This window comes from Mycobacterium sp. IDUB_5 (genome assembly GCF_055419565.1).
In genome coordinates this window covers 473,992-498,388 of record NZ_JBVAXX010000002.1, presented here as the reverse complement: position 1 = coordinate 498,388, position 24,397 = coordinate 473,992, and the positions used below count along the sequence as shown (strand labels likewise).

The following is a 24,397-nucleotide window of genomic DNA, read 5'->3' as shown; positions in this document are numbered from 1 at the left end:
CTATTGTTTACACGGTCTTTACATCGCGCTACGAGACCCGGCAACGACCAGCAGAAAACGGAGGGCCTGTTGACACAAGTGCAACGTCGTTGCACTGTATGCATAGCCCGTGTGCACGACTGGACCCATTGACGATCGGAAGGAACCACCGATGAACTTGGAGCGCCTGAAGCGAATCCCCAACGGTGACAAGGTCACCCCGACGTTCACCGCTGCGGAGATGGAGGCGCGCCTGACGACCCTGCGCAAGCAGATGGCCGATGACGGCTTGGCCGCGGTGGTCTTCACCAGCTACCACAACATCAACTACTACTCGGACTTCCTCTACACGGCGTTCGGCCGTCCGTACGCGCTCGTGGTGACGGAGGACGGCGCGACGACCGTGTCGGCTAACATCGACGCCGGCATGCCGTGGCGGCGAACATTCGGCGACAACCTCGTCTACACCGACTGGCGGCGAGACAATTTCGAGTACGGCGTGGCGCAGGTGCTCGCCGAGCAGGGCATCACCGAGGGCCGGCTCGGCGTCGAGAACGACCACATCAGCCCCGACCTGCTGGCACGGATCATGGGCGCACTTCCCGGGATGCGCGCCGTCGACGTCGCCGCCGCGACCATGCGCCTGCGGATGATCAAGTCGGCCGAGGAGATCGCGCTCATCAAGCACGGTGCCCGGATCGCCGATCTCGGCGGTGCCGCGGTGCGCGAGGCCATCGCCGAGGGGGTGCCCGAATACGAGGTCGCGATCGCGGGGTCGAACGCGATGATCCGCGAGACCGCCCGCACCTTCCCGCACGCCGAGTTGCGCGACACCTGGGTGTGGTTCCAGTCCGGGATCAACACAGACGGCGCGCACAACTGGGCGACCACCCGTACCGTCGCGCGCGGAGACATCCTGTCGCTCAACTGTTTTCCCATGATCGCGGGGTACTACACCGCACTCGAGCGCACCCTGTTCTACGGTCAGCCCTCGGCCGAGCATCTACGGCTGTGGGAGGTGAACGTCGCGGTGCACTGGCGCGGCCTCGAACTGATCAAGCCCGGGGCGGTGTGCAAAGACATCTGCGCCGAACTCAACGAGATCTACGAGGCCGAAGGTCTGATGCCGAACCGCACGTTCGGTTACGGCCACTCGTTCGGGGTGCTGTCGCACTATTACGGCCGGGAAGCCGGCCTGGAGCTGCGCGAGGACATCGACACCGTGCTCGAGCCCGGCATGGTGGTCTCGATGGAGCCGATGATCATGATTCCCGAGGGTCAGCCCGGTGCCGGCGGCTACCGCGAACACGACATCCTCGTCATCGGGGAGGACGGCGCGGAGAACATCACCAAGTTCCCCTTCGGGCCCGAGCACAACATCGTCGACGCGTGAGCGCAGTGCCGGGTCCCGGCCGCCCGGGACCCGGCCGCTGCGTCGGTCACAATGACACCGGGCAGATGGCGGCGAAGGGGTGGTGGGCGTGAGTACCGAGGGCGACAGCGGCGTGCTCGCAACGGAACGCAACGGCGATGCCCGATCGTCGTCAGTGCTGCTCAACGGGCTGCGCGTCCTGGAGTCCTTCTCGATCGCCGAACCGATCCTGGGAGTCACCGAGATCGCCCGCAAGGTCGACCTGCACAAGAGCAGCGTCTCACGCATCCTGGCCACCCTCGAGAAGGCGGGTTACGTCGAGCGCGACCAGGACACGGGTCGCTTCCGGTTGGGCCTCGGCCTCATCGCGCTGACCGGACCGCTGCTGGCCAACCTCGACGTCCGCCGCCTCGCACACCCCGAACTCGATCAGCTGACCCGCCGCACCGGGGAGACGAGTGCGCTGACGATGTGGAACGGGAACGAGGCGGTGGTCGTCGACCAGGTGTCGAGCCCCAAGCAGGTCAAGCACACTGCTGAGGTCGGTACCCGCTACGACACCTACCAGAGTTCCTGCGTCCAGGTGTTCCTGGCCGCGATGTCCGAACCCCAGGTGCGTCGGCTCTTCGAGCGACGTCTCCTCGTCGGCCCGGACGACGACGCCCTCGGCGCCCTCCTCGACGAGTTACGCGAGACCCGCGTCCGTGGTTATGCGCTCAACGACGGCCTCACGTCCATCGAGGAGGTGGGTATCGCTGCCCCGGTGCACGACCACCGCGGAGAGCTCGTCGCCGCGATCATGCTGTCGGCGCCACGGTTCCGCGTGCCGGCGCCGATGCTCGAACCGCTCGGGCTGGCGGTCGCCGATGCGGCGGCGAGGATCTCCGCCCGCCTCGGCGCAGCCCCCTCCTGACCCTGCTGCGCCGCGAGCTCGCCGCGTTTGGTGACCGGTAACACGTTCTATTAGCCTCTCGAATTAACACCTGTCAGGAGGCCTGTCATGCCGGTTGACCCGCGCACCCCGATTCTGGTCGGAGTCGGTCAGTTCACCGAACGCATCGACGACCCCGGCTACCGCGGCATGTCGGCTGTGGAACTGGCGACCGAAGCCGCGCGGGCCGCGCTCGCCGACACCGGTGCCGACGCAACGGCGGTGACAGCGGCCATCGACACGGTGTTCGGGCTGCGGCAATTCGAGATCTCGGGACCGATGCCGGCAACGCTGGGTAAGTCGAACAACTACCCGCGCTCGGTGATGCGGCGCCTGGGTGGGGACCCGGCGCGCGTCGTCCTCGAACCGGTGGGCGGGCAGGGCCCGCAGAAGCTGGTTGCGGAGGCTGGCGCCGCGATCGTCGCCGGTGACGCCGACGTCGTGATGATCATGGGCTCCGAGCCGGGATCGACGGCCAAGTACTTCGCCGACCGCGACGACAAGCCGGATTTCACCGAGAACGTCGACGGTCAGCTCGAGGATCGCGGGCACGGGATCTACAGCTACATCGACGAGTACACCGTCACGCACGGATTGACCGGCGCCCCGGTGCAATACGGTCTGCTGGACAACGCTCGCCGGGCCCGGCTCGGTCTGGGCGTGCAGGAGTATCGCCACGCGATGGCCGAGCTGTTCGCGCCGCTGTCGAAAGTGGCTGCCAAGAACCCACTTTCGTCGTCTCCGGTGGAGCGTTCAGTCGAGGAGATCGAGACCGTCAGCGACGACAACCGGATGATCTGCGACCCCTATCCGCGGTACCTGGTCGCTCGCGACACCGTGAACCAGGGCGCCGCGTTGATCGTGATGTCGGTCGAGGCGGCTCGCCGCCATGGCATTCCGCAGGAGAAGTGGGTGTTCGTCCACGGGCACTCTGACCTCGTCGAGCAGGCGCTGCTGAGTCGGGCGGACATGGGCGCGAGTCCCGCTGCCGTCCACGCGGTACAGGAGGCGTTGCGGGTGGCCGGGGTGGGGGTCGACGACATCGCGACATTCGATCTGTACAGCTGTTTTCCGTTCCCGGTGTTCGTGGCCGGCGAGGCGCTCGGTGTCTCCGACGACGATCCCCGCGGACTGACCCTGACTGGGGGCCTCCCGTACTTCGGGGGGCCGGGCAACAGCTACTCGGCCCACGCGATTGCCGAGACCGTCGCCCAGATGCGCGACCGCCCTGGACAATTCGGCTTCGTCGGCGCGAACGGTGGCATCATGAGCAAGTACTCGGTCGGGATCTACTCGACCGAACCCGTCGAATGGCGCCGGTCGCGCAGCGCGGAACTCACCGAGCAGGTCGCCGCGCTGCCGGCGGTTCCGGTGACCAAGCAGCCCGAAGGGCATGGCGTCGTCGAGACGTACTCCGTGCGCTACGACTGGCCCGTGCGCACCGGCATCATCGTCGGGCGGCTCGACGCCGACGGCTCCCGCTTCATGGCCACCACCACCGACGACGAGCTGGTCGCGCTGATGTGCGACGGTGATCCGTTGGGCGCGAAAGTCGCTGTCACGCCTACGGACAAGGGCAACAGGGCGGTCTTGGGCTAGAAGAGCCTGGTCGTCGTCGGGGTGAGCACGAAGCCGTGGTCGCCCACCGTGCACGCCGTGGTGCCCTTGTCATCGACCCCGCATCGGATGCCCTTGTACTCGATGACGTGCTGCGGCGGGAGAGGGGTGGCCTGCATGGAGGCATCGGGGACATACGTTGGATTCAGTGGCGGAGAGCCGGGTTCGATGGACGCCGGCTTGTCGGTCGAGACGGCGACCTTCCATGTGCCAGGGCCTTTGTCGGGCCGCGGCCCTTCGCACGTGAGTCTGCGGACCGCCGGATCGTCGAGCGAGTTCATGTCGTTGCTGTCGCACTCCAGGCCATCTGGCGTCGTGAACTGCACGCCGCGGAAGTAAGGGTAGCTCTTGAAGAACGACTCGGTGTCGACCTGAGCGAGCATCGACAGATCAGGGAAGTCTGGCGGCCGGGCGGGCGAGCTGGAAGTCGGCGTGGAGGGCGCCGCTTGGCCGGTGGTTGCCTCGCCGCAACCGGCGACTGCAAGGACGCACAGGAGCGCCACTGACGACAGCGTTTCCAATGCGGTGCGTTTCATGTCAGGGAACCTCCGTGGTGTCGACGCGCGTCCATCAATAGCCTCCCAATCCGCGGGTATCCGAGTTCGCGATGTTGACCAGCTGAGTGCCGTAGGGGTTCCACAACGATATGGAGGCGTCTACGGAATTTCCCGCGGACAGGGGTGACTGGAAGACGCCGTATGCGCCGGGTTGGGACGTGACCAACTGCGGCGCGGACCAAGTGACGCCGTCCGTCGACGAGCTGGTGAAGATGTTTCCCTTGTCGTCGTTGAAGGTCAGCAGCGCCTTGTTGTCGTAGAAGTGCACGTTCGGCTCGCCGACGCCGCTGAACCCCGCGGGTGCCTGCAAGACGGGTGGGCTTCCACCGGCGGCAGGCGGTCCTGCGGCGAACGAGTTGCCGTTCCAGTATTCGTATTTCGCAGGGTTCTCCACGTCGCCGATTGGGACGCGCGCAACGTGGAGACCGTCGTTCGCACGCCCGTTTTCCGAGCCGTACATGTACACATAGCCATCGTCGCGCGGAGTGAAGCTCTGCACCTGAAACGGGTTGTTCGACGAGGCATTGTTCGACCACACCGGGCCTGCTTTCGCCCAGGTCTTGCCACCGTCGACGGATTTGTACAGTTCAGAACTGCGCGTCTGCCAGGTGTTGTTGTCCCAGTTCTTGACGTTCATCACCGACGCGTACATCGTGTCGCCGTCGTTGAACGTCGACGTGGGAATGGTCGAGATGTCTCCGGGGGTGTTCGGGAACGGGTCGTTGACGACCTCGTCGACCACCCACTTGCCGTGCTCGTCCATCTTCCAGAAGATGATGTTGTTGTGCCCGCCCGCTTCGGCGCGTGGTCCCGGTCCGCCGGTCTCGCCGATACCGACACCGGTGTCGCCCTGGATCGTGAACATGCGCCCGTCAGGCGTCATCCCCATGATCGACAGGTCGGTGTTGGGCACGCCGACTCCGCCGTCACCGGTCTTCGGATCCCCCGAACCGGCCAGGCTCTGCAGCCACGTCAGCTGCTCGCTGTTCAGGCTGTCCGGGTCGATGCCGCCAGGCGGGGGGTCGTTGCCCGGCAGCCAGCCCGCATTGATCGCACCGATGCCCTTGGCCGTCGTCTCGTCGGAGGTGAGGAACTGTGCGATGAGCTGCTGGATAATCCGGGTGTAGGCCGCTGCGATGGCCACCCACGGCGCCGAGTCGTTCGGCGGGCGGGGCGTCGCCACGCCGGCGTCGCTGACGTCGAACATCGCCGAAGCGATGTCGACCCAGGCCAGGAGCACCGCGCGGATCGCGACCATCGCCCTGCCGCCCGACTGCATGGCCGCAGCCAACGCCGCCAATTTTTCGTGCTCGAGATACTCCTGCTGGATGTTGCGGTAGGCCTTGGCCGCCGCCGCGGTGGCGGCTCGTCCGAACCAGCTCTCCCGCATCGCGTTCGCAGCGCGCACTTGTTCGCCGATCAATCCGTCGAGCGCGGATGCCCTGCCGCTGAGATCGTGGCCTGCGTCGACGACGCGCTGCGGCTCCTGCGCGCGGATCATCGAGATGGACATCAGGCCCCCAGACCGGTGTTCTCACCAGCCTAGGACCGGCGCCGGGGAGTCCGGCGCACCAATTCACACCAGCGCGTTGAGCTTGCTTGCGAGCCGCTCCACGTAGCCGGCGACCTCGTCGGGGCTGCGATCTGGGAAGCCGAACAGCACCTCGGTGACTCCGAGCTCGCGCCAGCGGGCCAGCTTGTCAGGGTCCGGTTTGAAGTCCAGCGCCACGATCTGGGGAGCCCCGTCACGGCCGGCGGCAGCCCAGGTGTCCTGCAGCAGCTTCACCGGCGCGTCGATGTCGAAGTCCCGCGGAGTGGTGATCCACCCGTCGGCCGATTTCGCGATCCACGTGAAGTTCTTCTCGGTGCCCGCGGCCCCCACGAGTACGGGGATGTGCGACTGCACGGGCTTCGGCCAGGCCCAGGAGGGGCCGAAGTTCACGAACTCGCCCTCGTAGGCGGCCTCCTCGTCGGTCCACAGGGCCCGCATCGCCTCCAGGTACTCGCGCAGCATCGTGCGGCGGCGTCCGGGGGGCACGTTGTGATCTGCGAGTTCGTCTGTGTTCCAGCCGAATCCGACGCCCAGGGAGACGCGGCCGCCGGACAGGTGGTCCAAGGTGGCGATCGATTTCGCCAACGTGATCGGGTCGTGCTCGACGGGCAGCGCCACCGCGGTGGACAACCGGACCCGCGACGTCACCGCGGCCGCAGTGCCCAGCGACACCCAGGGGTCCAGGGTGCGCATGTAGCGGTCGTCAGGCAGGGTCTCGTCGCCGGTGGTCGGGTGGGCGGCCTGGCGCTTGATCGGGATGTGGGTGTGCTCGGGCACGTAGAACGTGGAAAAGCCGTGCTCGTCGGCGAGCTTCGCTGCCGCGGCCGGCGTGATGCCGCGGTCGGAGGTGAACAGCACCAACCCAAAGTCCATGGGGTGAATTAGAACGTGTTCCAATATGCGTCCGCAAGTGGGGGTATCCGGGTAGAGGCGAGTACCCAGGCGCGCCGAGTTGCGTAGCCCGCTACTCAAGACCTCGCACCTCGAACGCGCGACAGTTCTGCGCATGGAAGCAACGACGCCCATCCGGTCGAGGATCGGGGAATGGATCCGGCGGTACCTGCCGTGCGAGATAGCAGGCACCGCAGGTGAATTCGGGGCTGCGGCGCTGGCCTACACATCCACCGGCTCGCTGGCAGCCGCAGCCGTCGCGGCGACCATCGGCGCATCCGGGGGCTACTACGCGACAGCATTCCTGACCGCTCTGCGGTGGACCTATCGCGACCACCGTCACCGGGACCGCGGTGCCCGCATCGTCGTCTCCACCCTGTTGGCACTACGCAGTGTCGCGATCGAGTTCGGCCCCGCGGAACTGATCGACAGCATCGCCGTGCGGCCGCTGGCCTTCTATCTCGGGCCTGCGCTGTTCGGCAACGTCGCCGCCGGCTGGATCTTCGGCAAGCTGATCTCTGACGTGGCGTTCTACGGATGCGCCGTCTTCAGCTACGAACGGTTCTCCGCGCTGCTGGCGCACCGCGTTTCCACCCCCGACGTTCCCACCATCGACGAAGGGGGCGGTCATGAACCCGCACCGAAGGTCTGTGCTGCGTGAGCAGCTGCGCGCCGCCGCGCCGCGTTGGACCCAGCTGGCCCAGACGCACGGCACGCCACTTCTCGTCCTCGAACCGCACCGGGTGGCGCGGCGCCTGCGGGAACTGCAGCGCGCGCTACCCGGGTTCGACGTCCACTACGCCGTCAAGGCGCTACCGCACCCGGTGGTGCTGTCCACCGTCGCCATCTGCGGCGGCGGCTTCGACGTGGCGACACGGGGCGAGGTCGATCTGCTGGGACGCCTCGGCCTGCCGCTGCACCGTGGCATCCACACCAACCCCATCAAGAAGCCGGCCGACATCGACCACGCTTACGCCGCGGGCATCCGCACATTCGTCGTCGAGAACGTCGCCGAGGTGCACAAGTTCGCGGGCCGTCCCGCCGACATCGAACTGCTGGTCCGGCTCGCCTTCGCCAATCCCGCCGCGAAATCGGATCTGTCGTCGAAGTTCGGCGTCACGCCCGCCGACGCCGAACTACTGGTCAAGCACGTCCTGGCCGGCGGGGTCGGGTTCGCGGGGTTCAGCTTTCACGTGGGCAGCCAGAGCAGCTCGACCGAACCGTTCCGCCGCGCGCTCCGCCACACCCTCGACCTCGCCGATCACATCGACGCCGCGCTGGGGCAACCCACACGGACCATCGACATCGGCGGTGGGTTCCCGGTCAGCTATCGCGAGGACGAGCCGCCCATCTCCGAGATCGGCGCCATCGTCGACGACGTCCTCGGGGCGCGGCGCGACGAGTTCACGTGGGTGTGTGAACCGGGCCGATTCCTGGCCGCCGATTGCATGACCTTGCTGACGACGGTGGTGGGTAGCGCCGAACGGGCCGGACGGACGTGGCACTACCTCGACGACGGGTTGTACGGAAGCTACTCGAACGTGATGACCGAGGATGTCCACGCGCCGATCCTGGCGCTGGCCGAGCTGGACGGGCCGGGTGAGCCGACGTTGCAGCCGGTGACGTTGGCAGGGCCCACGTGTGACAGCGCCGACGTCATCGCCCGGGACTACCCGATGCCCAGCCTGGCCGTCGGCGACGTCCTCGTCAGTCCGATGATGGGCGCCTACACCTCGGTCACCGCGTCGCGGTTCAACGGCATCGAGGCCACGCCGATCGTGATGAGCTGACTTCGCCTCACCGCGATCCATACCGATGACTGGTGGTCGTCGCGGGGTTTGGATGGCACACCATGACGACCGAACGCATCGCCGAGAACGTCTCTTTCGCCTACTGGGTGCCCAACGTCAGCGGCGGCCTGGTGACCAGCGACATCGAGCAGCGCACGGACTGGAACTACGACTACAACGTCAAGCTCGCGCAGACCGCCGAGAACAACGGTTTCGACTACGCGCTGTCCCAGGTGCGCTACGAGGCCAGCTACGGCGCGGAGTACCAGCACGAGTCGACCAGCTTCAGCCTTGCGCTGCTGCTGGCCACCCAGCGCCTCAAGGTGATCGCCGCCGTCCATCCGGGACTGTGGCAGCCGGGTGTGCTGGCCAAGCTGGGCGCCACCGCCGACCAGCTCTCCGGCGGCCGCTTCGCCGTCAACGTCGTGTCCGGATGGTTCAAGGACGAATTCACCCACCTGGGCGAGCCCTGGCTCGAGCACGACGAGCGCTACCGGCGCAGCGCCGAATTCCTGCAGGTTCTCCGCAAGATATGGACCGAGGACGACGTCGAGTTCCTCGGCGACTTCTACCGCATCCACGAATTCACGCTCAAGCCCAAACCGGTCAACTCGCCCGAGCGCCCCAACCCGGAGATCTTCCAGGGCGGGAACTCCACCGCAGCGCGGCGAAACGGGGGCCGCTACGCGGACTGGTACTTCTCCAACGGCAAGGATTTCGACGGCGTCACCGAACAGATCGTCGACGTTCGTGACCATGCCCGGGAGGTCGGCCGGGAGGTGAAATTCGGCCTGAACGGATTCATCATCGCCCGCGACACAGAAAAAGAAGCGAAGGACACCCTGCGGGAGATCATCGAGAAGGCCAACAAGCCCGCAGTGGAGGGCTTCCGGGCGGCGGTGCAGCAGGCAGGCAGCTCCACCAGCGACAAGAAGGGGATGTGGGCCGACTCGAGCTTCGAGGACCTCGTGCAGTACAACGACGGCTTCCGCACCCAGTTGATCGGCACACCGGAACAGATCGCCGAGCGCATCGCGGCCTATCGCAAACGTGGCGTCGACCTGATCCTCGGCGGGTTCCTGCACTTCCAGGAGGAGATCGAGTACTTCGGCGCCAGGGTGTTGCCGCTCGTCCGCGAGATCGAAGCCGCGGAGCGCTCGGCCGGGGAGCGGGCGGTCCTGATTCCCGCCTAGCCGCCGCCTCCGCCGCACGGGGTCTCCAGCGATGTGCGCTAGCGTGGGTCATCGAATCGCTCAGGCGGTCCGTCGGGATCGCAGTCGCCTGCGTTGACATCGTTGACAAATGTCGACAAATGATGTCGACGCGGGGCCCCGCACACCACAGGAGAGGTCATGTCGTACCCACAAGGCCCGACCGGAGGCCACGGCTACCAGCCGGGTCAGCAGCCCACCACGCAGTTCAGCGCGCCTACGCAGCAGTTCGCCAGGGTCGGTGAGCCCAGCAGCCCCGGCGCGGAAGGCCCCAGCAAGCTGCCCGAGTACCTGAGCGCCGCAGTCGCCGGTCTCGGCCTGCTCGCCTACCTGTCGTACTTCGCGCCGCAATTCACCGTGGAGTCCTCGGATTTCCCGGGTCTCGGTGAGCTCAGCGGCAGCTCCGTGGGGCTCGGTATCGCCGTCGTCGCCTCGCTCGTCGGTGCGCTCGTCGCCGGCGTCGGCCTGCTGCCCAAGCAGAAGAGTCGCGTCGCGCTGGCCGCTGTCGCGTCGGTGCTGGGGTTCCTCCTGGTCATCTCGGAGGTGCTGAACAAGCCCAGCGGGACCAGCGTCGCCTGGGGTCTGTGGCTGGTTACCGCGTTCACGCTGCTCCAGGCCGCGACGGCCGTCGTGGTGCTGCTGTTCGACTCCGGCATCCTCACCCCGCCCACGCCGCGGCCGAAGTACGAGCAGCCGCAGTACGGCCAGTACCCCGGGTCCTACTACGGACAGCAGCCGGGTCAGCCCGGCCAGCAGCACGGTCAGCCGCAGCAGCGCCCCGGCTATCCGACGCCCTACGGCGGCTACCCGGGCGCGGGCCCGTCCACCGGCGGCTTCCCCGCCACGTCCCCGTCGGGTCAGCAGCCGTCGGGCAGCCAGTCGGGTCAGCACTCGGGTGCGCAGTCGGGTTCGCCGACGCCGCCCACCGGCTACCCGACCTACGGCCAACCGCCGTCGAGCAGCACGCCGACGACACAGGTCCCCACGCAACAGCAGCCCTCGCCGTCCTCGCAGTCGGGCCAGTCCTCCTCGTAGTGTCGGGTGCGTCGTAGTGTCGGGCGCGTCGCAGTGTTTCAAGCGTCGTAGTCTCAAGCGCGCATGCGTGACCGTCGCGCGTCCGAGAGCGTCTTTTCAGGAGCGGCCCGACCCGTGAACACAGCCCCACGCGCGGGTAACACGCCAGGACCAGCGGGCCCACGCCAGGCGCGTGAACTGCTCCGGGTGGCGTTCGGGCCGTCACTGGTCGCATTGGTCGTCATCGCGGCGGTGGTGCTGCTGCAGCTTCTGATCGCCAACAGCGACATGACCGGTGCGCTCGGTGCCATCGCGAGCATGTGGCTGGGTGTGCATCAGGTGCCGGTGTCCATCGCGGGCAGCGCACTCGGGGTCATGCCGCTGCTTCCCGCTCTGGCCATGGTCTACGGCACGGCGCGCACGACCGCGGCCGCGGTGACCCACACGTCCTGGTTCGTGACGCGCTGGGTTGTGGCGTCGGCGCTGGGTGGGCCTCTGCTGATCGCGGCGCTGTGCCTGGCGGTGATCCATGACGCCGCGTCGGTGCTGACGGAGCTGCAGACACCGGACGCGTCGCGTGCCTTCGCCAGTGTGCTGACCGTGCACCTGCTGGGGGCCGCGCTGGGCGTCGGCACCCGGATGGGCCGGCGCCTGCTGCGCCCGCCGTTGCCGGCGTGGTTGCCCGACGCGTTCCGCGCCGCGGGCGTCGGTGTGCTGGCCCTCTCGGCTCTGTCCGCGGCGGTGGTGGCGGGCTCGCTCGTCGTGCACTGGTCGACGATGCACGACCTCTACTCGATCACCGACTCGCTGTTCGGGCAGCTGAGCCTGACCGTGCTCTCGCTGCTGTACCTGCCCAACGTCGTGGTCGGCGCCGCCGCCGTCGCGGTGGGCTCCAGCGCGCACGTCGGCTTGGCCACGTTCAGCGCCTTCACCGTCCTGGGCGGTGACGTGCCGGCGCTGCCCGTGCTGGCCGCCGTACCGACCCCGCCGCTCGGCCCGGTCTGGGTGGCGCTGCTGATCGTCGGCGCGGTGTCCGGGGTCGCGCTAGGCCAGCAGTGCGCACGCCGCGCGCTGCCGACGGTGCAGGCGCTGGCCAAGGTGGTGGTGGCCTCGGCCCTCGGAGCGGCGGCGATGGCGCTGCTGGGGTACGCGGGCGGCGGACCGCTGGGCAACTTCGGCGACGTCGGGGTCGACCATGCCACGTTCGGACCTGCGGTCTTCGTGTGGTTCGCCGGCATCGGGGCGCTGACCGTCGCCATGTCGGGCGGCTTCACGCCCCGGGTGCGCAGGCCCAAGCCCGTCGTCGAATCCGGCACCCTCGCGGAGGACGCCGACGATGACGAGCCGGCCTACGCCGAACTCGAATCGGATTCCGACACCGTCGTGATCGTCTCGGAGCGCGTCGACACCGAGCCCGACGTGTCGCCGCCACCGGTGCGCGAGGAACTCGCGGCCGTAGACCTTCCGGGCGAGCATGACGATCCCGAGGACCATTTCGTGGCCGACGACGACATGCGTTCGGGCCGCGACGGCACCACCCACTAGGCTTCCAGCCGTGCAGCCACCGGTCCGGGTTCCCCCGAGTGCGCCGTCGCGGCTCGTGGTCCTCGCTTCCGGCACCGGCTCCCTGCTCGCGTCGCTGCTCGAGGCCGCGGTCGGCGACTACCCCGCGCGTGTGGTCGCCGTCGGCACCGACCGCGACTGCCGTGCGTTGGAGATCGCGGAGCGGGCGGCGGTTCCGACGTTCACCGTGCCGCTCCGCGCCCACCCCGACCGCGCAGCATGGGACACCGCGATCACTGCGGCGACGGCAGCGCACGAGCCCGATCTGGTGGTCTCGGCGGGCTTCATGAAAATCCTTGGTCCGGCGTTTCTTTCGCGGTTCCCGGGGCGGGTGGTCAACACCCACCCGGCGCTGCTTCCCGCCTTCCCCGGCGCGCACGCCGTCGGTGACGCGCTCGCCTACGGCGTCCGGGTGACCGGGTGCACCGTCCATCTCGTCGACGCGGGCACCGACACCGGCCCCATCGTCGCGCAGCAGGCGGTGCCCGTGCTCGACGGCGACGACGAGGCCACCCTGCACGAACGGATCAAGGTGATCGAACGAGAACTTCTGGTGGATGTCCTGGCGGCGCTGGCCACCCGCGGCGTCACCTGGACGGGACGAAAGGCGACCATAGGATGAGCGAGCTCGACGGCAGGCGGCGTATCCGCCGCGCCCTGATCAGCGTGTACGACAAGACCGGGCTCGTGCCCCTGGCTCAGGGCCTGCACGAGGCGGGGGTCAGCATCGTCTCGACCGGTTCGACTGCGAAAACCATTGCCGACGCCGGTGTTCCGGTGACCCCGGTGGAGGACGTGACCGGATTCCCCGAGGTGCTCGACGGTCGGGTGAAGACGCTGCATCCCCGCGTTCACGCCGGGCTGCTGGCCGATCAGCGTAAACCCGAACATGTTTCGGCGCTCGAGGACCTCGGCGTCGAGGCCTTCGAGCTGGTCGTGGTCAACCTGTATCCGTTCACCCAGACGGTGAATTCCGGGGCCGGTGTGGACGAGTGCGTGGAGCAGATCGACATCGGCGGCCCGTCGATGGTGCGCGCCGCGGCGAAGAACCATCCCAGCGTGGCGGTGGTCGTCGAACCGTTGGGCTACGACGGTGTGCTGGCCGCGGTGCGTGCCGGCGGATTCACGCTCGCCGAGCGAAAGAAGCTGGCGTCACTGGCTTTCCGTCACACCGCGGAGTACGACGTCGCGGTGGCGTCATGGATGGAGTCGGTGCTGGCGCCCGAGGACGCCGCCGAGGACGGCGCAGCCACGCTGCCGCCGTGGTTCGGGGCGACGTTCCGGCGCACCGCGGTGCTTCGCTACGGCGAGAACCCGCACCAGCAGGCGGCCCTCTACAGCGACGACGGCGGCTGGCCGGGTCTGGCGCAGGCAGAACAGTTGCACGGCAAGGAGATGTCGTACAACAACTACACCGACGCCGACGCGGCGTGGCGCGCGGCGTTCGACCACGAGGACACTTGCGTGGCGATCATCAAGCACGCCAACCCCTGTGGCATCGCGGTGTCGTCGGTGTCGGTCGCCGATGCGCACCGCAAGGCCCACGAATGCGACCCCCTCTCGGCGTTCGGGGGCGTGATCGCCACCAACACCGAGGTCAGCGTCGAGATGGCCGAGACGGTGGCGGGAATCTTCACCGAGGTGATCGTCGCGCCCGCCTACGAGCCGGGCGCGGTGGAGGTGCTGCGCGGCAAGAAGAACATCCGCATCCTGGTGGCGTCGGAGCCGCAGCCCGGTGGCACGGAGTTCCGTCAGGTGAGCGGCGGCTTGCTGGTGCAGCAGCGCGACGCGGTGGACGCCTCGGGCGACGATCCGGCGAACTGGACGCTGGCCACCGGCACGCCGGCGGATCCGTCGGTGCTCGCTGATCTGGTGTTCGCGTGGCGGACCTGCCGGGCGGTCAAGTCGAACGCGATCGTGATCGCCAAGGACGGCGCGACGGTCGGCGTCGGTATGGGCCAGGTCAACCGCGTCGACGCGGCGCGTCTGGCCGTGGAGCGGGCCGGGGATCGCACGCAGGGGGCTGTCGCGGCCTCCGATGCGTTCTTTCCGTTCCCCGACGGGCTGCAGACGCTGACGCGGGCCGGTGTGACGGCGGTGGTCCATCCCGGCGGTTCGATGCGCGACGACGAGGTCACCGCGGCTGCCGCGGAGGCGGGCATCACGCTGTACCTGACCGGAGCGCGTCACTTCGCGCACTGACGATCACCGCGACTGCGCGCAAAATGCCTGCGTGAGGTGGTGTGTTGCGTGCAGACCCGCGCGCTCGCGGGGAACAGTCGTAGCGTGGAGTGGTGACTTCAGCTTTTCAACCCTCGCCCGCCACTGCAGACATGCCCCGGACCGTCGGCGAGCTGCGCGCCTCCGGGCATCAGGAGCGCAGCGTCAAGGCCGAGATCCGGGAAAACCTGCTCGCCGCGCTGAGCTCGGGAGCCACTGCCGAACAGATCTGGCCGGGCATCCTCGGCTTCGACGACACCGTGATCCCGCAGCTGGAACGGGCGTTGATCGCCGGCCACGACATGGTGCTCCTGGGTGAGCGCGGGCAGGGCAAGACACGCCTGCTGCGCGCGCTGAGTGGACTGCTCGACGAGTGGACGCCGGTGATCGCCGGCGCGGAACTGGGCGAGCACCCCTACAGCCCCATCACGCCGGAATCGATCCGGCGGGCCGCCGACTCCGGCGACGACCTGCCGATCGCGTGGCGGCACCGCAGTGAGCGTTACACCGAGAAGCTCGCCACCCCCGACACCAGTGTGGCCGACCTGGTCGGCGACATCGACCCGATCAAGGTGGCCGAGGGCCGCAGCCTGGGCGATCCGGAGACGATCGCCTACGGTCTGATCCCGCGTGCGCACCGCGGCATCGTCGCGGTCAACGAGCTGCCCGACCTCGCCGAGCGCATCCAGGTCGCGATGCTCAACGTGATGGAGGAGCGCGACATCCAGGTTCGCGGCTACACGCTGCGGTTGCCGCTCGACGTCCTCGTCGTCGCGAGCGCCAACCCCGAGGACTACACGAACCGCGGGCGCATCATCACCCCGCTGAAGGACCGCTTCGGCGCGGAGATCCGCACCCACTACCCGCTCGAGCTCGACGCCGAGGTCGGCGTGATCACGCAGGAAGCGCATCTGGCCGCCGAGGTGCCGCCCTACTTGATGAGCATCCTCGCCAGATTCGCTCGCGCACTGCGCGAATCGACCGCGATCGATCAGCGCTCCGGTGTCTCGGCCCGGTTCGCGATCGCCGCGGCTGAGACCGTCGCCGCATCCGCCCGGCATCGCGCCGCGCTGCTCGGCGAACAGGATCCGGTGGCGCGCGTCGTCGACCTCGGCACCGTAATCGACGTGCTGCGCGGCAAGCTGGAATTCGAATCCGGCGAAGAGGGACGCGAGCAGGCAGTGCTCGAACACCTGCTGAGGCGCGCCACCGCCGAGACCGCCCAGCGGCTCCTCGGCGGTATCGACGTCGGTCCGATCGTCACCGCGGTCGAGAACGGCTCGCCCGTCACGACAGGGGAGCGGGTGTCTGCACGCGAGGTGCTCGCCGCACTGCCCGAGGTGCCCGCCGTCGCGGAGATCCAGCGCCGCCTCGAGGCGAGCACCGACGGGCAGCGGGCAGCGGCGATCGAGCTGGCGCTCGAGGCGCTCTATCTGGCCAAGCGGATCGACAAGGTGTCCGGAGAGGGCGAAACCATCTATGGCTAAACGACTGTCGCGGTACTCGCGATACACCGGCGGACCTGATCCGCTGGCCCCTCCGGTCGACCTGCGTGAGGCCCTCGAAGCCATCGGGCAGGACGTCATGGAGGGCACCTCGCCACGGCGCGCGCTGCAGGAACTGCTGCGGCGCGGGTCCAAGAACATGCCAGGCGCCGACAAGCTGGCCGCAGAGGCCAACCGTCGTCGTCGAGAGCTGTTGCAGCGCAACAACCTCGACGGCACACTGGCCGACATCAAGAAGCTGCTCGACGAGGCGGTGCTCGCCGAACGCAAAGAGCTGGCGCGGGCGCTCGACGACGACGCGAGATTCGGTGAGCTGCAGCTGGAATCGCTGTCGCCGTCGCCGGCCAAGGCCGTCCAGGAGCTCTCGGAGTACGACTGGCGTTCCCCGGAGGCCCGGCAGAAGTACGAGCAGATCAAGGACCTCATGGGCCGCGAGATGCTCGATCAGCGTTTCGCCGGCATGAAGGAGGCGCTGGAGAACGCCACCGACGAGGATCGCCAACGCGTCAACGACATGCTCGACGACCTCAACGACCTGCTGGACAAGCACGCCAAAGGCGAAGACGATCAGCAGGACTTCGAGAACTTCATGGCCAAGCACGGCGAGTTCTTCCCCGAGAACCCGCGCAACATCGACGAGCTGCTCGATTCGCTGGCCAAGCGGTCGGCGGCCGCGCAGCGCTTCCGCAACAGCCTGTCCGAACAGCAGCGTGCCGAGCTGGACTCGCTGGCACAGCAGGCATTCGGGTCGCCGTCATTGATGAACGCGCTCAACCGGCTCGACGCGCATCTGCAGGCCGCGCGGCCCGGGGAGGACTGGAACGGGTCGGAACGCTTCTCTGGAGACGACCCGATGGGCATGGGGGAGGGTGCCCAGGCGCTGGCCGACATCGCCGAGCTCGAGCAGCTCGCCGAGCAGCTTTCACAGAGCTATTCGGGTGCCTCCATGGACGATGTCGACCTCGACATGCTGGCCCGTCAGCTCGGCGACGAGGCTGCGGTGAACGCGCGCGCGCTGGCCGAACTCGAACGTGCACTGATGAACCAGGGCTTCCTCGATCGGGGTGCCGACGGGCAGTGGCGGCTCTCGCCGAAGGCGATGCGTCAGCTGGGCCAGACCGCGCTCAGGGATGTGGCCCAACAACTCTCGGGTCGGCACGGCGAACGCGACACCCGCCGTGCCGGTGCGGCCGGGGAGCTGACCGGTGCGACTCGGCCGTGGCAGTTCGGTGACACCGAGCCGTGGAACGTCACGCGCACCCTCACCAACGCTGTCTTGAGAGAGGCGGGCACTGGTGAGCGCGCGGGAGCCATCAGCCTCACCGTCGAGGACGTCGAGATCTCAGAGACCGAGACACGTACGCAGGCCGCGGTCGCGCTGCTCGTCGACACCTCGTTCTCGATGGTGATGGAGAACCGCTGGCTGCCGATGAAGCAGACCGCGCTGGCGCTCAACCATCTCGTCAGCACCCGGTTCCGCTCCGATGCGCTGCAGATCATCGCGTTCGGGCGCTACGCGCGCACGGTGACCGCGGCCGAGCTGACCGGTCTGGAGGGTGTCTACGAGCAGGGCACCAATCTGCATCACGCGCTGGCGTTGGCCACCCGTCACCTCCGCAGGCATCCGAACGCGCAGCCCGTCGTCCTCGTCGTCACCGACGGTGAGCCGACCGCCCATCTCGAGGACTTCGACAGGAACGGAAGTCCCGCGGTGTTTTTTGATTACCCGCCGCACCCCCGCACGATCGGCCACACCGTCAAGGGCTTCGACGAGGTCGCGCGGCTGGGCGCGCAGGTGACGATCTTCCGGTTGGGTAGTGACCCGGGCCTGGCTCGGTTCATCGATCAGGTCGCCCGCCGGGTGGGCGGTCGTGTCGTGGTGCCTGACCTCGACGGGCTCGGCGCGGCGGTGGTCGGCGACTACCTGGGGTCGAAGCGGCGACGCTGACCGCCGATCGGACGTAGGCCTCAGGCCTTACGCCTCTTCCGTTTGACAGTGACGCTGCCCCACAGAGCGAACCCGGAGATCCGCACACAGGGCGCACCCGGAGCGCCTTCGCCCTCGATGCTGTGCTCGAAGCTGCCCATCACCGACACACCGCGCAGGTCGACGTTCACTTCCGGCGGCACCAGGATGGTCTGGCCGCCCATGATCGTGTAGGTGCGGATCTCGACGTCGTGTGCGGTGAAGTCGGCGTAGCGCAGGTCCACGACGCCGCCACCCCAGAACGCGACGGTGGTCAGCCGCTTCGGGACGTTCCACCGGCCGCGCCGCTCGTAGCCCGACAGGATCGCCAACAGGGTGCTCGACGGTGCGGGGCGGCACGTGCCGCTGCGGCCGCGGGTGATCGCACCCGGCAGATCAGCAGACAGCCGATCGAGTTCATCGCAGGTCTGAGCCGCATACGCCCTCGCCAACCGGGCTTCGTACTCCGTCACGCCGATCGTTCCCGAGGCTGCCGCGTCGGTCAGCAGTTGCGCGACCTGGATGCGATCGGTGTCGGCAGCGCGCATCGAGCGGCTCCGTGACGCGGGGCTGCTCATCGGGCCTTCCTGCTACGTCCGCACATCGCCACCAGGTTACGACGATCGGCGGTACATGCAAGGTCCGTGGCCAAACTGTGAGCTGTCAGTTGATCCAGCGAGGCTTGCGCTTCTCCAGGAACGCGAGGATGCCCTCGCGGGCCTCGTCGGAGACGAACAGCGCCGCCGAGCGCTGCGTCAATGCTTCGGCGCGACGGTCGAACTCCTCGAGGATCGCGGCCGTGGTCAGCGCCTTCGATTCGGCCAGCCCCTGCGGTGAGCCCTGCGCGATCGCCGCCGTCAGGTCGTCGACGGCGGCCGCGACGTCTGCAGTGGCGACGGTGACCAAGCCCATCTGCTCGGCCTCCGTCGCGCCGAACTTCTCGCCGGTGACGAAGTAGCGACCGGCGGCGCGGGAGGTCATCTTCGGCAGCAACGTCAGCGAGATGATCGATGGAGCCACCCCGATGCGGGCCTCGGTCAGCGCGAACGTGCTGGCGGTGCCGGCCACCACGATGTCGCAGGCGCCGATCAGACCGAGCCCGCCGGCACGGACGTGTCCGTCGACGGCGGCGATGACGGGAAGCGGGCACGTCAGGATCTGGCGCAGCACCTGCGTCATCTCCCGGGCCCGGTCGAGCGCCAGCTCGGAGGGATCGCGGCCTGCGGCCTCGGCCAGGTCTGCACCCGCGCAGAACGTCCCGCCCGTATGGCCGAGCACGACGACCCGCACCTGCGCGTCCGCTGCGGCCCGCTCGAGGCCCTCGCGCAGTTGGGCGACCAACGCCGTCGACAGCGCGTTGCGGTTGTGCGGTGAGTCGAGGGTCAGCCGGGCGACCGCGCCGTCGCCCTCGTAGGACACCAGCATCAGTAAGACCGGGGGAGCCCGAGCGATGTCTGCGCGATGAAGTTCAGCACCATCTCCCGGCTGACGGGTGCAATGCGGGCCAGCCGCGAGGCGGTCAGCACCGAGGCGATGCCGTACTCCTTGGTGAGCCCGTTGCCGCCGAGACACTGCACTGCCTGGTCGACGGCGCGCACCGACGCCTCGCCGGCGGCGTACTTGGCCATGTTCGCCGCCTCGGCCGCGCCCACGTCGTCACCGGAGTCGTACAGGCTGGCCGCCTTCTGCATCATCAGCTTGGCCAGCTCGACCTCGATGTGGTTCTGCGCCAGCGGGTGGGAGAGCCCCTGATGCGCGCCGATCGGCGTCTTCCACACCTGCCGGGTCTTGACGTAGTCGACCGCCTTGTCGATCGCGAAGCGGCCCATCCCGACCGCGCTCGCCGCACCCATGATGCGCTCGGGGTTCAGCCCCGCGAACAGCTGCGCGATCGCGGCGTCCTCAGAACCGACGAGCGCGTCGGCAGGCAGGCGGACCTCGTCGAGGAACACCTGGAACTGGAACTCGGGGCTGACGATCTCCATCGGGATCTTGGTGAAGCTGAATCCGGGGGTGTCGGTCGGCACGACGAACAGCGCGGGCTTCAGATTGCCCGTCTTGTGGTCGGCCGTGCGGCCGACGACGAGCACGGCCTGAGCCTGGTCGACGCCGGAGATGTAGACCTTCTGGCCTGAGAGGATCCAGTCGCTGCCGTCGCGCCGCGCCGTGGTGGTGATGCGGTGGGAGTTGGAGCCGGCATCGGGCTCGGTGATCGCGAAAGCCATCGTGATCGTGCCGTCGGCGATGCCGGGCAGCCAGCGCTGCTTCTGCTCGTCGGTGCCGTACTGGGCGATGATCGTCCCGTTGATCGCAGGCGACACCACCATCATCAGCAACGCCGAACCCGCTGCCGACATCTCCTCCATGACCAAGCTGAGCTCGTACATGCCTGCGCCGCCGCCGCCGTACTCCTCGGGCAGGTTCACCCCGATGAAGCCGAGCCGGCCTGCCTCGGCCCACAGCTCGTCGGTGTGCTGGCCGGCGCGCGCCTTCTCCAGGTAGTAGTCCTGCCCGTAGTTGGCGGCCATCGCGCCGACCGCTTTGCGCAGGGCCTGCTGTTCTTCGGTCTCGACGAATCCGGTCATGACGCCTCTCCTGAATCGACTCGCGCCAGTACGGCGCCCACTTCCACCTGCGTTCCCGCGGTGACGTTGAGTTCGGCCAACACACCGTCGGCCGGCGCAGCGATGGTGTGCTCCATCTTCATCGCCTCCAGCCACACCAGCGGCTGGCCCGCGGTGACGGCGTCGCCGACGGCGGCCCCGACCCGCAGCACCGAGCCGGGCATCGGGGCGAGCAGCGAGCCGTGCGCGACGGCATCGGCCGGATCGGGGAACCGCGGCAGCGCCGTCAGGTGGACCGCCGCGTTGGGCGAGTCGACGTACACGTCGTGTCCGCGGGAGCCGTAGCGGCTGACGGTGAACGGACGGTCCACGCCGGCCACTCTCAGCACCACCTGGTCCGGCGTCGCCGTCACCAGCGTGACGTCGTCGCGATCCGCGATCCGCACGCCGTCGCGCGTGACGCGGTAGGCCACGTCATGGGTGGTGTCCTCGTCGTCGACGTAGCTCTTCGTCTGCCAGCCCGACGCGAGGTTGCGCCATCCGCTCGGGATGCCTGCGAACACCGTTGCGGTCCTGCGGTTGTGCGCGGCATCGGCCAACGCCGCAGCGATGGCCGACAGCTCCGTCGTCGCGGTGTCGGCCACCGGTGCGGCGAGCTCGGCGAGGCCATGAGTGTCGAAGAACGCGGTATCGGTGGCGCCGGCCAGGAACGCCGGGTGGCGCAGCACGTTGACCAGCAGGTCCCGGTTGGTGCGCACACCGTGCAGCTGGGTGCGGGTCAACGCATCGGCCAGCAGTGCGGAGGCCCGCTCCCGGGTGGGCGCCCAGGAGATGACCTTCGCGATCATCGGGTCGTAGAACACCGAGATGACCGAGCCGTCGCCCACCCCGGAGTCGAGGCGCACACCCGGCCGGTCGAGCAGCTCGAAATGCTTGACCGCCGAGGCCACGTCGACTCGGTGCACGGTGCCCGCCTGCGGTTGCCAGTTCTTGGCGGGGTCCTCGGCATAGAGGCGCGCTTCGATGGACGAACCCGACGAGGCCGGCGGGTGCGGGCGCAGCGGCGCCCCGTCGGCGACCGCGAGCTGCAGCTCCACCAGGTCCAGGCCGGACGTGAGCTCGGTGACCGGGTGTTCGACCTGCAGGCGGGTGTTCATCTCCAGGAAGAAGAACTCTCCGCCGTCTTTCGTCGAATCCGAGGCAGCCATGAATTCGACGGTGCCTGCGCCGGTGTAGCCGATCGCGGTGGCAGCCAGCCGGGCCGCCTCGAAGAGCTTGTCCCGCATGCCCGGTGTGCGCTCCACCAGGGGTGAGGGCGCCTCTTCGATGATCTTCTGGTGGCGGCGCTGAATCGAGCACTCCCGCTCACCGACCGCCCACACCGTGCCTTGCGCGTCGGCCATCACCTGCACCTCGACGTGATGGCCCGCCTCGAGGTAGCGCTCGCAGAAGACCGTGGGGTCGCCGAACGCCGACTCGGCTTCTCGTCGGGCGCCATCGACGTGCGCGTGCAGCTCGGCGAGATCACGCACCACGCGCATACCCCGGCCACCACCGCCGGCTGAGGCCTTGATCAACACCGGCAGCATCTCGGCGGTCACCGTGTCGGGGTCGAGTTCGTCGAGCACCGGCACGCCCGCCGCGGCCATCATCTTCTTCGCCTCGATCTTGGAACCCATCGCAGCCACAGCGGCCACGGGCGGGCCGATCCACGTCAGGCCGGCGTCGATCACCGCGGCCGCGAAATCGGGGTTCTCCGAGAGGAATCCGTAACCGGGATGAACGGCGTCGGCGCCGGCAGCCCGTGCGGCGGCGATCAGCTGGGCGGTGTCCAGGTAACCGCGGGTGCCGTCGAGGCGCACCCGAACGTCGGCTTCGGCGACGTGGGGTGCTTCGGCATCGGGTTCGGTGTAGACCGCGACCGTGCCGATACCCAGCCGCCGGCAGGTGGCGAACACCCGCCGCGCGATCTCGCCACGGTTGGCGACCAGAACTCGAGTGATCATCGCTCGCCCCTTCTCGCGTTTTCGGCGTGGTTGTCTGCGCTCAGCGACGACGAGCACGCCGAAATCGCACTCATGGGGGCCCTCACATCCGGAAGACGCCGAAATTCGACGTCCCCTCGATCGGTGCGTTGGCGATCGCCGACAGGCACATGCCCAACACCGTGCGGGTGTCGCGCGGATCGATGACGCCGTCGTCGTACAGCCGCCCGGACAGGAACATCGGCAGCGACTCGGCGTCGATCTGCGCCTCCACCGCCGCGCGCAGAGCGGCGTCGGCAGCCTCGTCGACATCCTGACCGCGGGCCTGCGCCGCGGCCCGGCTCACGATCGACAGCACGCCCGCCAATTGGGCGCCGCCCATCACCGCCGACTTCGCGCTCGGCCAGGCGAACAGGAAGCGCGGGTCGTAGGCGCGTCCGCACATGCCGTAGTGGCCCGCGCCGTAAGAGGCGCCGATGAGCAGCGACAGATGCGGCACGGTCGAATTGGAGACGGCGTTGATCATCATCGAGCCGTGTTTGATCATGCCGCCCTCCTCGTACGCCTTGCCCACCATGTAGCCGGTGGTGTTGTGCAAGAACAACAGTGGCGTGTTCGATCGGTTGGCCAATTGGATGAACTGCGTGGCCTTCTGCGACTCCTCGCTGAACAGCACGCCGCGCGCATTGGCGAGGATGCCGAGCGGGAACCCGTGCAGCGTGGCCCATCCCGTCACGAGCGAGCCGCCGTAGAGCGGCTTGAACTCGTCGAACTCCGAGCCGTCGACGATGCGGGCGATCACCTCGCGCGGATCGAACGGGATGCGCAGATCCGGCGGCACGATGCCGAGCAGTTCCTCGGAGTCGAACACCGGCTCGACGTACGGCCTCGGCGCCGGTCCCTTCTTGCGCCAGTTGAGCCGAGCCACGATGCGGCGGCCGATGCGCATCGCATCGAGCTCGTCGACGGCGAAGTAGTCCGCGAGACCTGATGTGCGGGCGTGCATCTCGGCCCCGCCGAGGGACTCGTCGTCGGACTCCTCGCCGGTGGCCATCTTCACCAGCGGAGGGCCGGCCAGGAACACCTTCGAGCGGTCCTTGATCATCACGACGTGATCGGACATCCCGGGGATGTAGGCTCCACCCGCGGTGGAGTTACCGAACACCAGCGCGATTGTCGGGATGCCCGCCGCCGACAGCCGGGTCAGGTCGCGGAACATCTGCCCGCCAGGGATGAAGATCTCTTTCTGTGTGGGCAGATCCGCACCGCCCGACTCGACCAGCGAGATCACCGGCAAACGGTTCTCGAAAGCGATCTGGTTGCCACGGAGGATCTTTCGCAGCGTCCACGGATTGCTGGTGCCACCCTTGACGGTGGGATCGTTGGAAACGATCAGGCATTCGACGCCCTCGACCGCGCCGATGCCGATGACGACGCTCGCTCCGACCGTGAAGTCGCTGCCCCACGCGGCGAGTGGGCTCAGCTCCAGGAAGGGCGAGTCGGGGTCGATGAGCGCCTCGATGCGTTCGCGCGCGGTCATCTTGCCGCGGGCGTGGTGGCGGCTCACGTATTTCTCTCCGCCGCCTGCCAGCGCTTTGGCGTGCTCGGCGTCGAGCTCGGCGAGCTTGATCGCCATCGCGTCGGCGGCCTCGCGGTAGGCGGGGGAACGGGGATCGAGTG

At 68.3% G+C, this 24,397-nt stretch carries 20 protein-coding genes; 12 read left to right on the top strand and 8 right to left on the bottom strand.

Annotated features, from left to right (window positions below; genetic code table 11):
• Positions 1 to 151: 151 nt before the first annotated feature.
• From ACZY1G_RS07545 to ACZY1G_RS07535, 3 genes are all read left to right on the top strand, one after another.
• Positions 152 to 1,372, top strand: coding sequence for a M24 family metallopeptidase (locus ACZY1G_RS07545; protein WP_463822026.1), 1,221 nt, complete (start codon positions 152 to 154; stop codon positions 1,370 to 1,372).
• 88 nt (positions 1,373 to 1,460) lie between these two features.
• Complete coding sequence (locus ACZY1G_RS07540; RefSeq protein ID WP_463815224.1) at positions 1,461 to 2,264, top strand: IclR family transcriptional regulator; 804 nt, start codon at positions 1,461 to 1,463, stop codon at positions 2,262 to 2,264.
• A gap of 87 nt (positions 2,265 to 2,351) precedes the next feature.
• Positions 2,352 to 3,881 (top strand): acetyl-CoA acetyltransferase, encoded by a 1,530-nt coding sequence (locus ACZY1G_RS07535; protein WP_463815225.1) that lies wholly within the window; start codon positions 2,352 to 2,354, stop codon positions 3,879 to 3,881.
• On the opposite strand, the gene ACZY1G_RS07530 is transcribed toward ACZY1G_RS07535, so the two are convergent.
• The 3 genes from ACZY1G_RS07530 to ACZY1G_RS07520 all read right to left on the bottom strand — a co-directional run bounded on the left by ACZY1G_RS07530 (position 3,878) and on the right by ACZY1G_RS07520 (position 6,881).
• Positions 3,878 to 4,435 carry a hypothetical protein gene (locus tag ACZY1G_RS07530; RefSeq protein ID WP_463822025.1) on the bottom strand — a complete coding sequence of 186 codons (558 nt, stop codon included), beginning with the start codon at positions 4,433 to 4,435 and terminating at the stop codon, positions 3,878 to 3,880. The two genes, ACZY1G_RS07535 and ACZY1G_RS07530, sit on opposite strands and share 4 nt — an antisense overlap.
• A 34-nt stretch (positions 4,436 to 4,469) precedes the next feature.
• Entirely contained in the window at positions 4,470 to 5,969 is a 1,500-nt protein-coding gene (locus tag ACZY1G_RS07525) for a DUF4185 domain-containing protein (RefSeq protein WP_463822024.1), read from the bottom strand.
• A gap of 63 nt (positions 5,970 to 6,032) precedes the next feature.
• A complete protein-coding gene (locus ACZY1G_RS07520; RefSeq protein ID WP_463822023.1) occupies positions 6,033 to 6,881 on the bottom strand; it encodes an LLM class F420-dependent oxidoreductase in 849 nt (282 codons plus the stop codon).
• Between the two features lie 133 nt (positions 6,882 to 7,014).
• Here ACZY1G_RS07520 and ACZY1G_RS07515 point away from each other — a divergent pair, with 133 nt between their 5' ends.
• The 9 genes from ACZY1G_RS07515 to ACZY1G_RS07475 all read left to right on the top strand — a co-directional run bounded on the left by ACZY1G_RS07515 (position 7,015) and on the right by ACZY1G_RS07475 (position 18,150).
• Positions 7,015 to 7,560, top strand: a complete 546-nt coding sequence (locus tag ACZY1G_RS07515) for a hypothetical protein (RefSeq protein WP_463822022.1) — start codon at positions 7,015 to 7,017, stop codon at positions 7,558 to 7,560.
• Positions 7,529 to 8,689: a type III PLP-dependent enzyme gene (locus ACZY1G_RS07510; protein WP_463815230.1), complete on the top strand. Its 1,161-nt coding sequence runs from the start codon at positions 7,529 to 7,531 to the stop codon at positions 8,687 to 8,689. The genes ACZY1G_RS07515 and ACZY1G_RS07510 overlap by 32 nt, the downstream gene beginning before the upstream one ends.
• Before the next feature lie 62 nt (positions 8,690 to 8,751).
• Positions 8,752 to 9,882, top strand: coding sequence for a dimethylsulfone monooxygenase SfnG (gene sfnG, locus ACZY1G_RS07505; RefSeq protein WP_463815231.1), 1,131 nt, complete (start codon positions 8,752 to 8,754; stop codon positions 9,880 to 9,882).
• Positions 9,883 to 10,041: 159 nt separating this feature from the next.
• Positions 10,042 to 10,935: a DUF5336 domain-containing protein gene (locus ACZY1G_RS07500; RefSeq protein WP_463822021.1), complete on the top strand. Its 894-nt coding sequence runs from the start codon at positions 10,042 to 10,044 to the stop codon at positions 10,933 to 10,935.
• Positions 10,936 to 10,998: 63 nt separating this feature from the next.
• Complete coding sequence (locus tag ACZY1G_RS07495; protein ID WP_463822020.1) at positions 10,999 to 12,459, top strand: cell division protein PerM; 1,461 nt, start codon at positions 10,999 to 11,001, stop codon at positions 12,457 to 12,459.
• Positions 12,460 to 12,469: 10 nt separating this feature from the next.
• Positions 12,470 to 13,099 carry a phosphoribosylglycinamide formyltransferase gene (gene purN, locus ACZY1G_RS07490; protein WP_463815234.1) on the top strand — a complete coding sequence of 210 codons (630 nt, stop codon included), beginning with the start codon at positions 12,470 to 12,472 and terminating at the stop codon, positions 13,097 to 13,099.
• Positions 13,096 to 14,679, top strand: coding sequence for a bifunctional phosphoribosylaminoimidazolecarboxamide formyltransferase/IMP cyclohydrolase (gene purH / locus ACZY1G_RS07485; protein WP_463822019.1), 1,584 nt, complete (start codon positions 13,096 to 13,098; stop codon positions 14,677 to 14,679). The genes purN and purH overlap by 4 nt, the downstream gene beginning before the upstream one ends.
• A gap of 131 nt (positions 14,680 to 14,810) precedes the next feature.
• Positions 14,811 to 16,184 (top strand): sigma 54-interacting transcriptional regulator, encoded by a 1,374-nt coding sequence (locus ACZY1G_RS07480; protein WP_463822226.1) that lies wholly within the window; start codon positions 14,811 to 14,813, stop codon positions 16,182 to 16,184.
• Positions 16,177 to 18,150 carry a vWA domain-containing protein gene (locus ACZY1G_RS07475; RefSeq protein ID WP_463815236.1) on the top strand — a complete coding sequence of 658 codons (1,974 nt, stop codon included), beginning with the start codon at positions 16,177 to 16,179 and terminating at the stop codon, positions 18,148 to 18,150. Before ACZY1G_RS07480 ends, ACZY1G_RS07475 begins: the two co-directional genes overlap by 8 nt.
• A gap of 20 nt (positions 18,151 to 18,170) precedes the next feature.
• On the opposite strand, the gene ACZY1G_RS07470 is transcribed toward ACZY1G_RS07475, so the two are convergent.
• The 5 genes from ACZY1G_RS07470 to ACZY1G_RS07450 form a co-directional block, all read right to left on the bottom strand.
• Positions 18,171 to 18,746, bottom strand: coding sequence for a DUF1707 SHOCT-like domain-containing protein (locus ACZY1G_RS07470; protein ID WP_463815237.1), 576 nt, complete (start codon positions 18,744 to 18,746; stop codon positions 18,171 to 18,173).
• A gap of 85 nt (positions 18,747 to 18,831) precedes the next feature.
• On the bottom strand, positions 18,832 to 19,593 hold the full coding sequence (locus ACZY1G_RS07465; RefSeq protein ID WP_463815238.1) for an enoyl-CoA hydratase family protein: 762 nt from the start codon (positions 19,591 to 19,593) through the stop codon (positions 18,832 to 18,834).
• Complete coding sequence (locus ACZY1G_RS07460) at positions 19,593 to 20,753, bottom strand: acyl-CoA dehydrogenase family protein (RefSeq protein ID WP_463822018.1); 1,161 nt, start codon at positions 20,751 to 20,753, stop codon at positions 19,593 to 19,595. Before ACZY1G_RS07460 ends, ACZY1G_RS07465 begins: the two co-directional genes overlap by 1 nt.
• The gene (locus tag ACZY1G_RS07455; protein WP_463822017.1) at positions 20,750 to 22,738 is read right to left on the bottom strand and encodes an acetyl/propionyl/methylcrotonyl-CoA carboxylase subunit alpha; all 1,989 of its coding nucleotides are present in this window, start codon (positions 22,736 to 22,738) and stop codon (positions 20,750 to 20,752) included. Before ACZY1G_RS07455 ends, ACZY1G_RS07460 begins: the two co-directional genes overlap by 4 nt.
• An 82-nt stretch (positions 22,739 to 22,820) precedes the next feature.
• Positions 22,821 to 24,353 (bottom strand): acyl-CoA carboxylase subunit beta, encoded by a 1,533-nt coding sequence (locus tag ACZY1G_RS07450; protein WP_463822225.1) that lies wholly within the window; start codon positions 24,351 to 24,353, stop codon positions 22,821 to 22,823.
• Between the last annotated feature and the right edge of the window lie 44 nt (positions 24,354 to 24,397).

Excerpts from the sequence above, each read along its gene's own strand:
- ACZY1G_RS07545 (WP_463822026.1), top strand. The coding sequence starts at position 152 with ATGAACTTGGAGCGCCTGAAGCGAATCCCCAACGGTGACAAGGTCACC.
- ACZY1G_RS07535 (WP_463815225.1), top strand. The coding sequence starts at position 2,352 with ATGCCGGTTGACCCGCGCACCCCGATTCTGGTCGGAGTCGGTCAGTTC.
- ACZY1G_RS07530 (WP_463822025.1), bottom strand. The coding sequence starts at position 4,435 with ATGAAACGCACCGCATTGGAAACGCTGTCGTCAGTGGCGCTCCTGTGC.
- ACZY1G_RS07525 (WP_463822024.1), bottom strand. The coding sequence starts at position 5,969 with ATGTCCATCTCGATGATCCGCGCGCAGGAGCCGCAGCGCGTCGTCGAC.
- ACZY1G_RS07520 (WP_463822023.1), bottom strand. The coding sequence starts at position 6,881 with ATGGACTTTGGGTTGGTGCTGTTCACCTCCGACCGCGGCATCACGCCG.
- ACZY1G_RS07515 (WP_463822022.1), top strand. The coding sequence starts at position 7,015 with ATGGAAGCAACGACGCCCATCCGGTCGAGGATCGGGGAATGGATCCGG.
- ACZY1G_RS07510 (WP_463815230.1), top strand. The coding sequence starts at position 7,529 with ATGAACCCGCACCGAAGGTCTGTGCTGCGTGAGCAGCTGCGCGCCGCC.
- sfnG (WP_463815231.1), top strand. The coding sequence starts at position 8,752 with ATGACGACCGAACGCATCGCCGAGAACGTCTCTTTCGCCTACTGGGTG.
- ACZY1G_RS07500 (WP_463822021.1), top strand. The coding sequence starts at position 10,042 with ATGTCGTACCCACAAGGCCCGACCGGAGGCCACGGCTACCAGCCGGGT.
- ACZY1G_RS07495 (WP_463822020.1), top strand. The coding sequence starts at position 10,999 with ATGCGTGACCGTCGCGCGTCCGAGAGCGTCTTTTCAGGAGCGGCCCGA.
- purH (WP_463822019.1), top strand. The coding sequence starts at position 13,096 with ATGAGCGAGCTCGACGGCAGGCGGCGTATCCGCCGCGCCCTGATCAGC.
- ACZY1G_RS07480 (WP_463822226.1), top strand. The coding sequence starts at position 14,811 with ATGCCCCGGACCGTCGGCGAGCTGCGCGCCTCCGGGCATCAGGAGCGC.
- ACZY1G_RS07475 (WP_463815236.1), top strand. The coding sequence starts at position 16,177 with ATGGCTAAACGACTGTCGCGGTACTCGCGATACACCGGCGGACCTGAT.
- ACZY1G_RS07470 (WP_463815237.1), bottom strand. The coding sequence starts at position 18,746 with ATGAGCAGCCCCGCGTCACGGAGCCGCTCGATGCGCGCTGCCGACACC.
- ACZY1G_RS07465 (WP_463815238.1), bottom strand. The coding sequence starts at position 19,593 with ATGCTGGTGTCCTACGAGGGCGACGGCGCGGTCGCCCGGCTGACCCTC.
- ACZY1G_RS07460 (WP_463822018.1), bottom strand. The coding sequence starts at position 20,753 with ATGACCGGATTCGTCGAGACCGAAGAACAGCAGGCCCTGCGCAAAGCG.
- ACZY1G_RS07455 (WP_463822017.1), bottom strand. The coding sequence starts at position 22,738 with ATGATCACTCGAGTTCTGGTCGCCAACCGTGGCGAGATCGCGCGGCGG.
- ACZY1G_RS07450 (WP_463822225.1), bottom strand. The coding sequence starts at position 24,353 with ATGGCGATCAAGCTCGCCGAGCTCGACGCCGAGCACGCCAAAGCGCTG.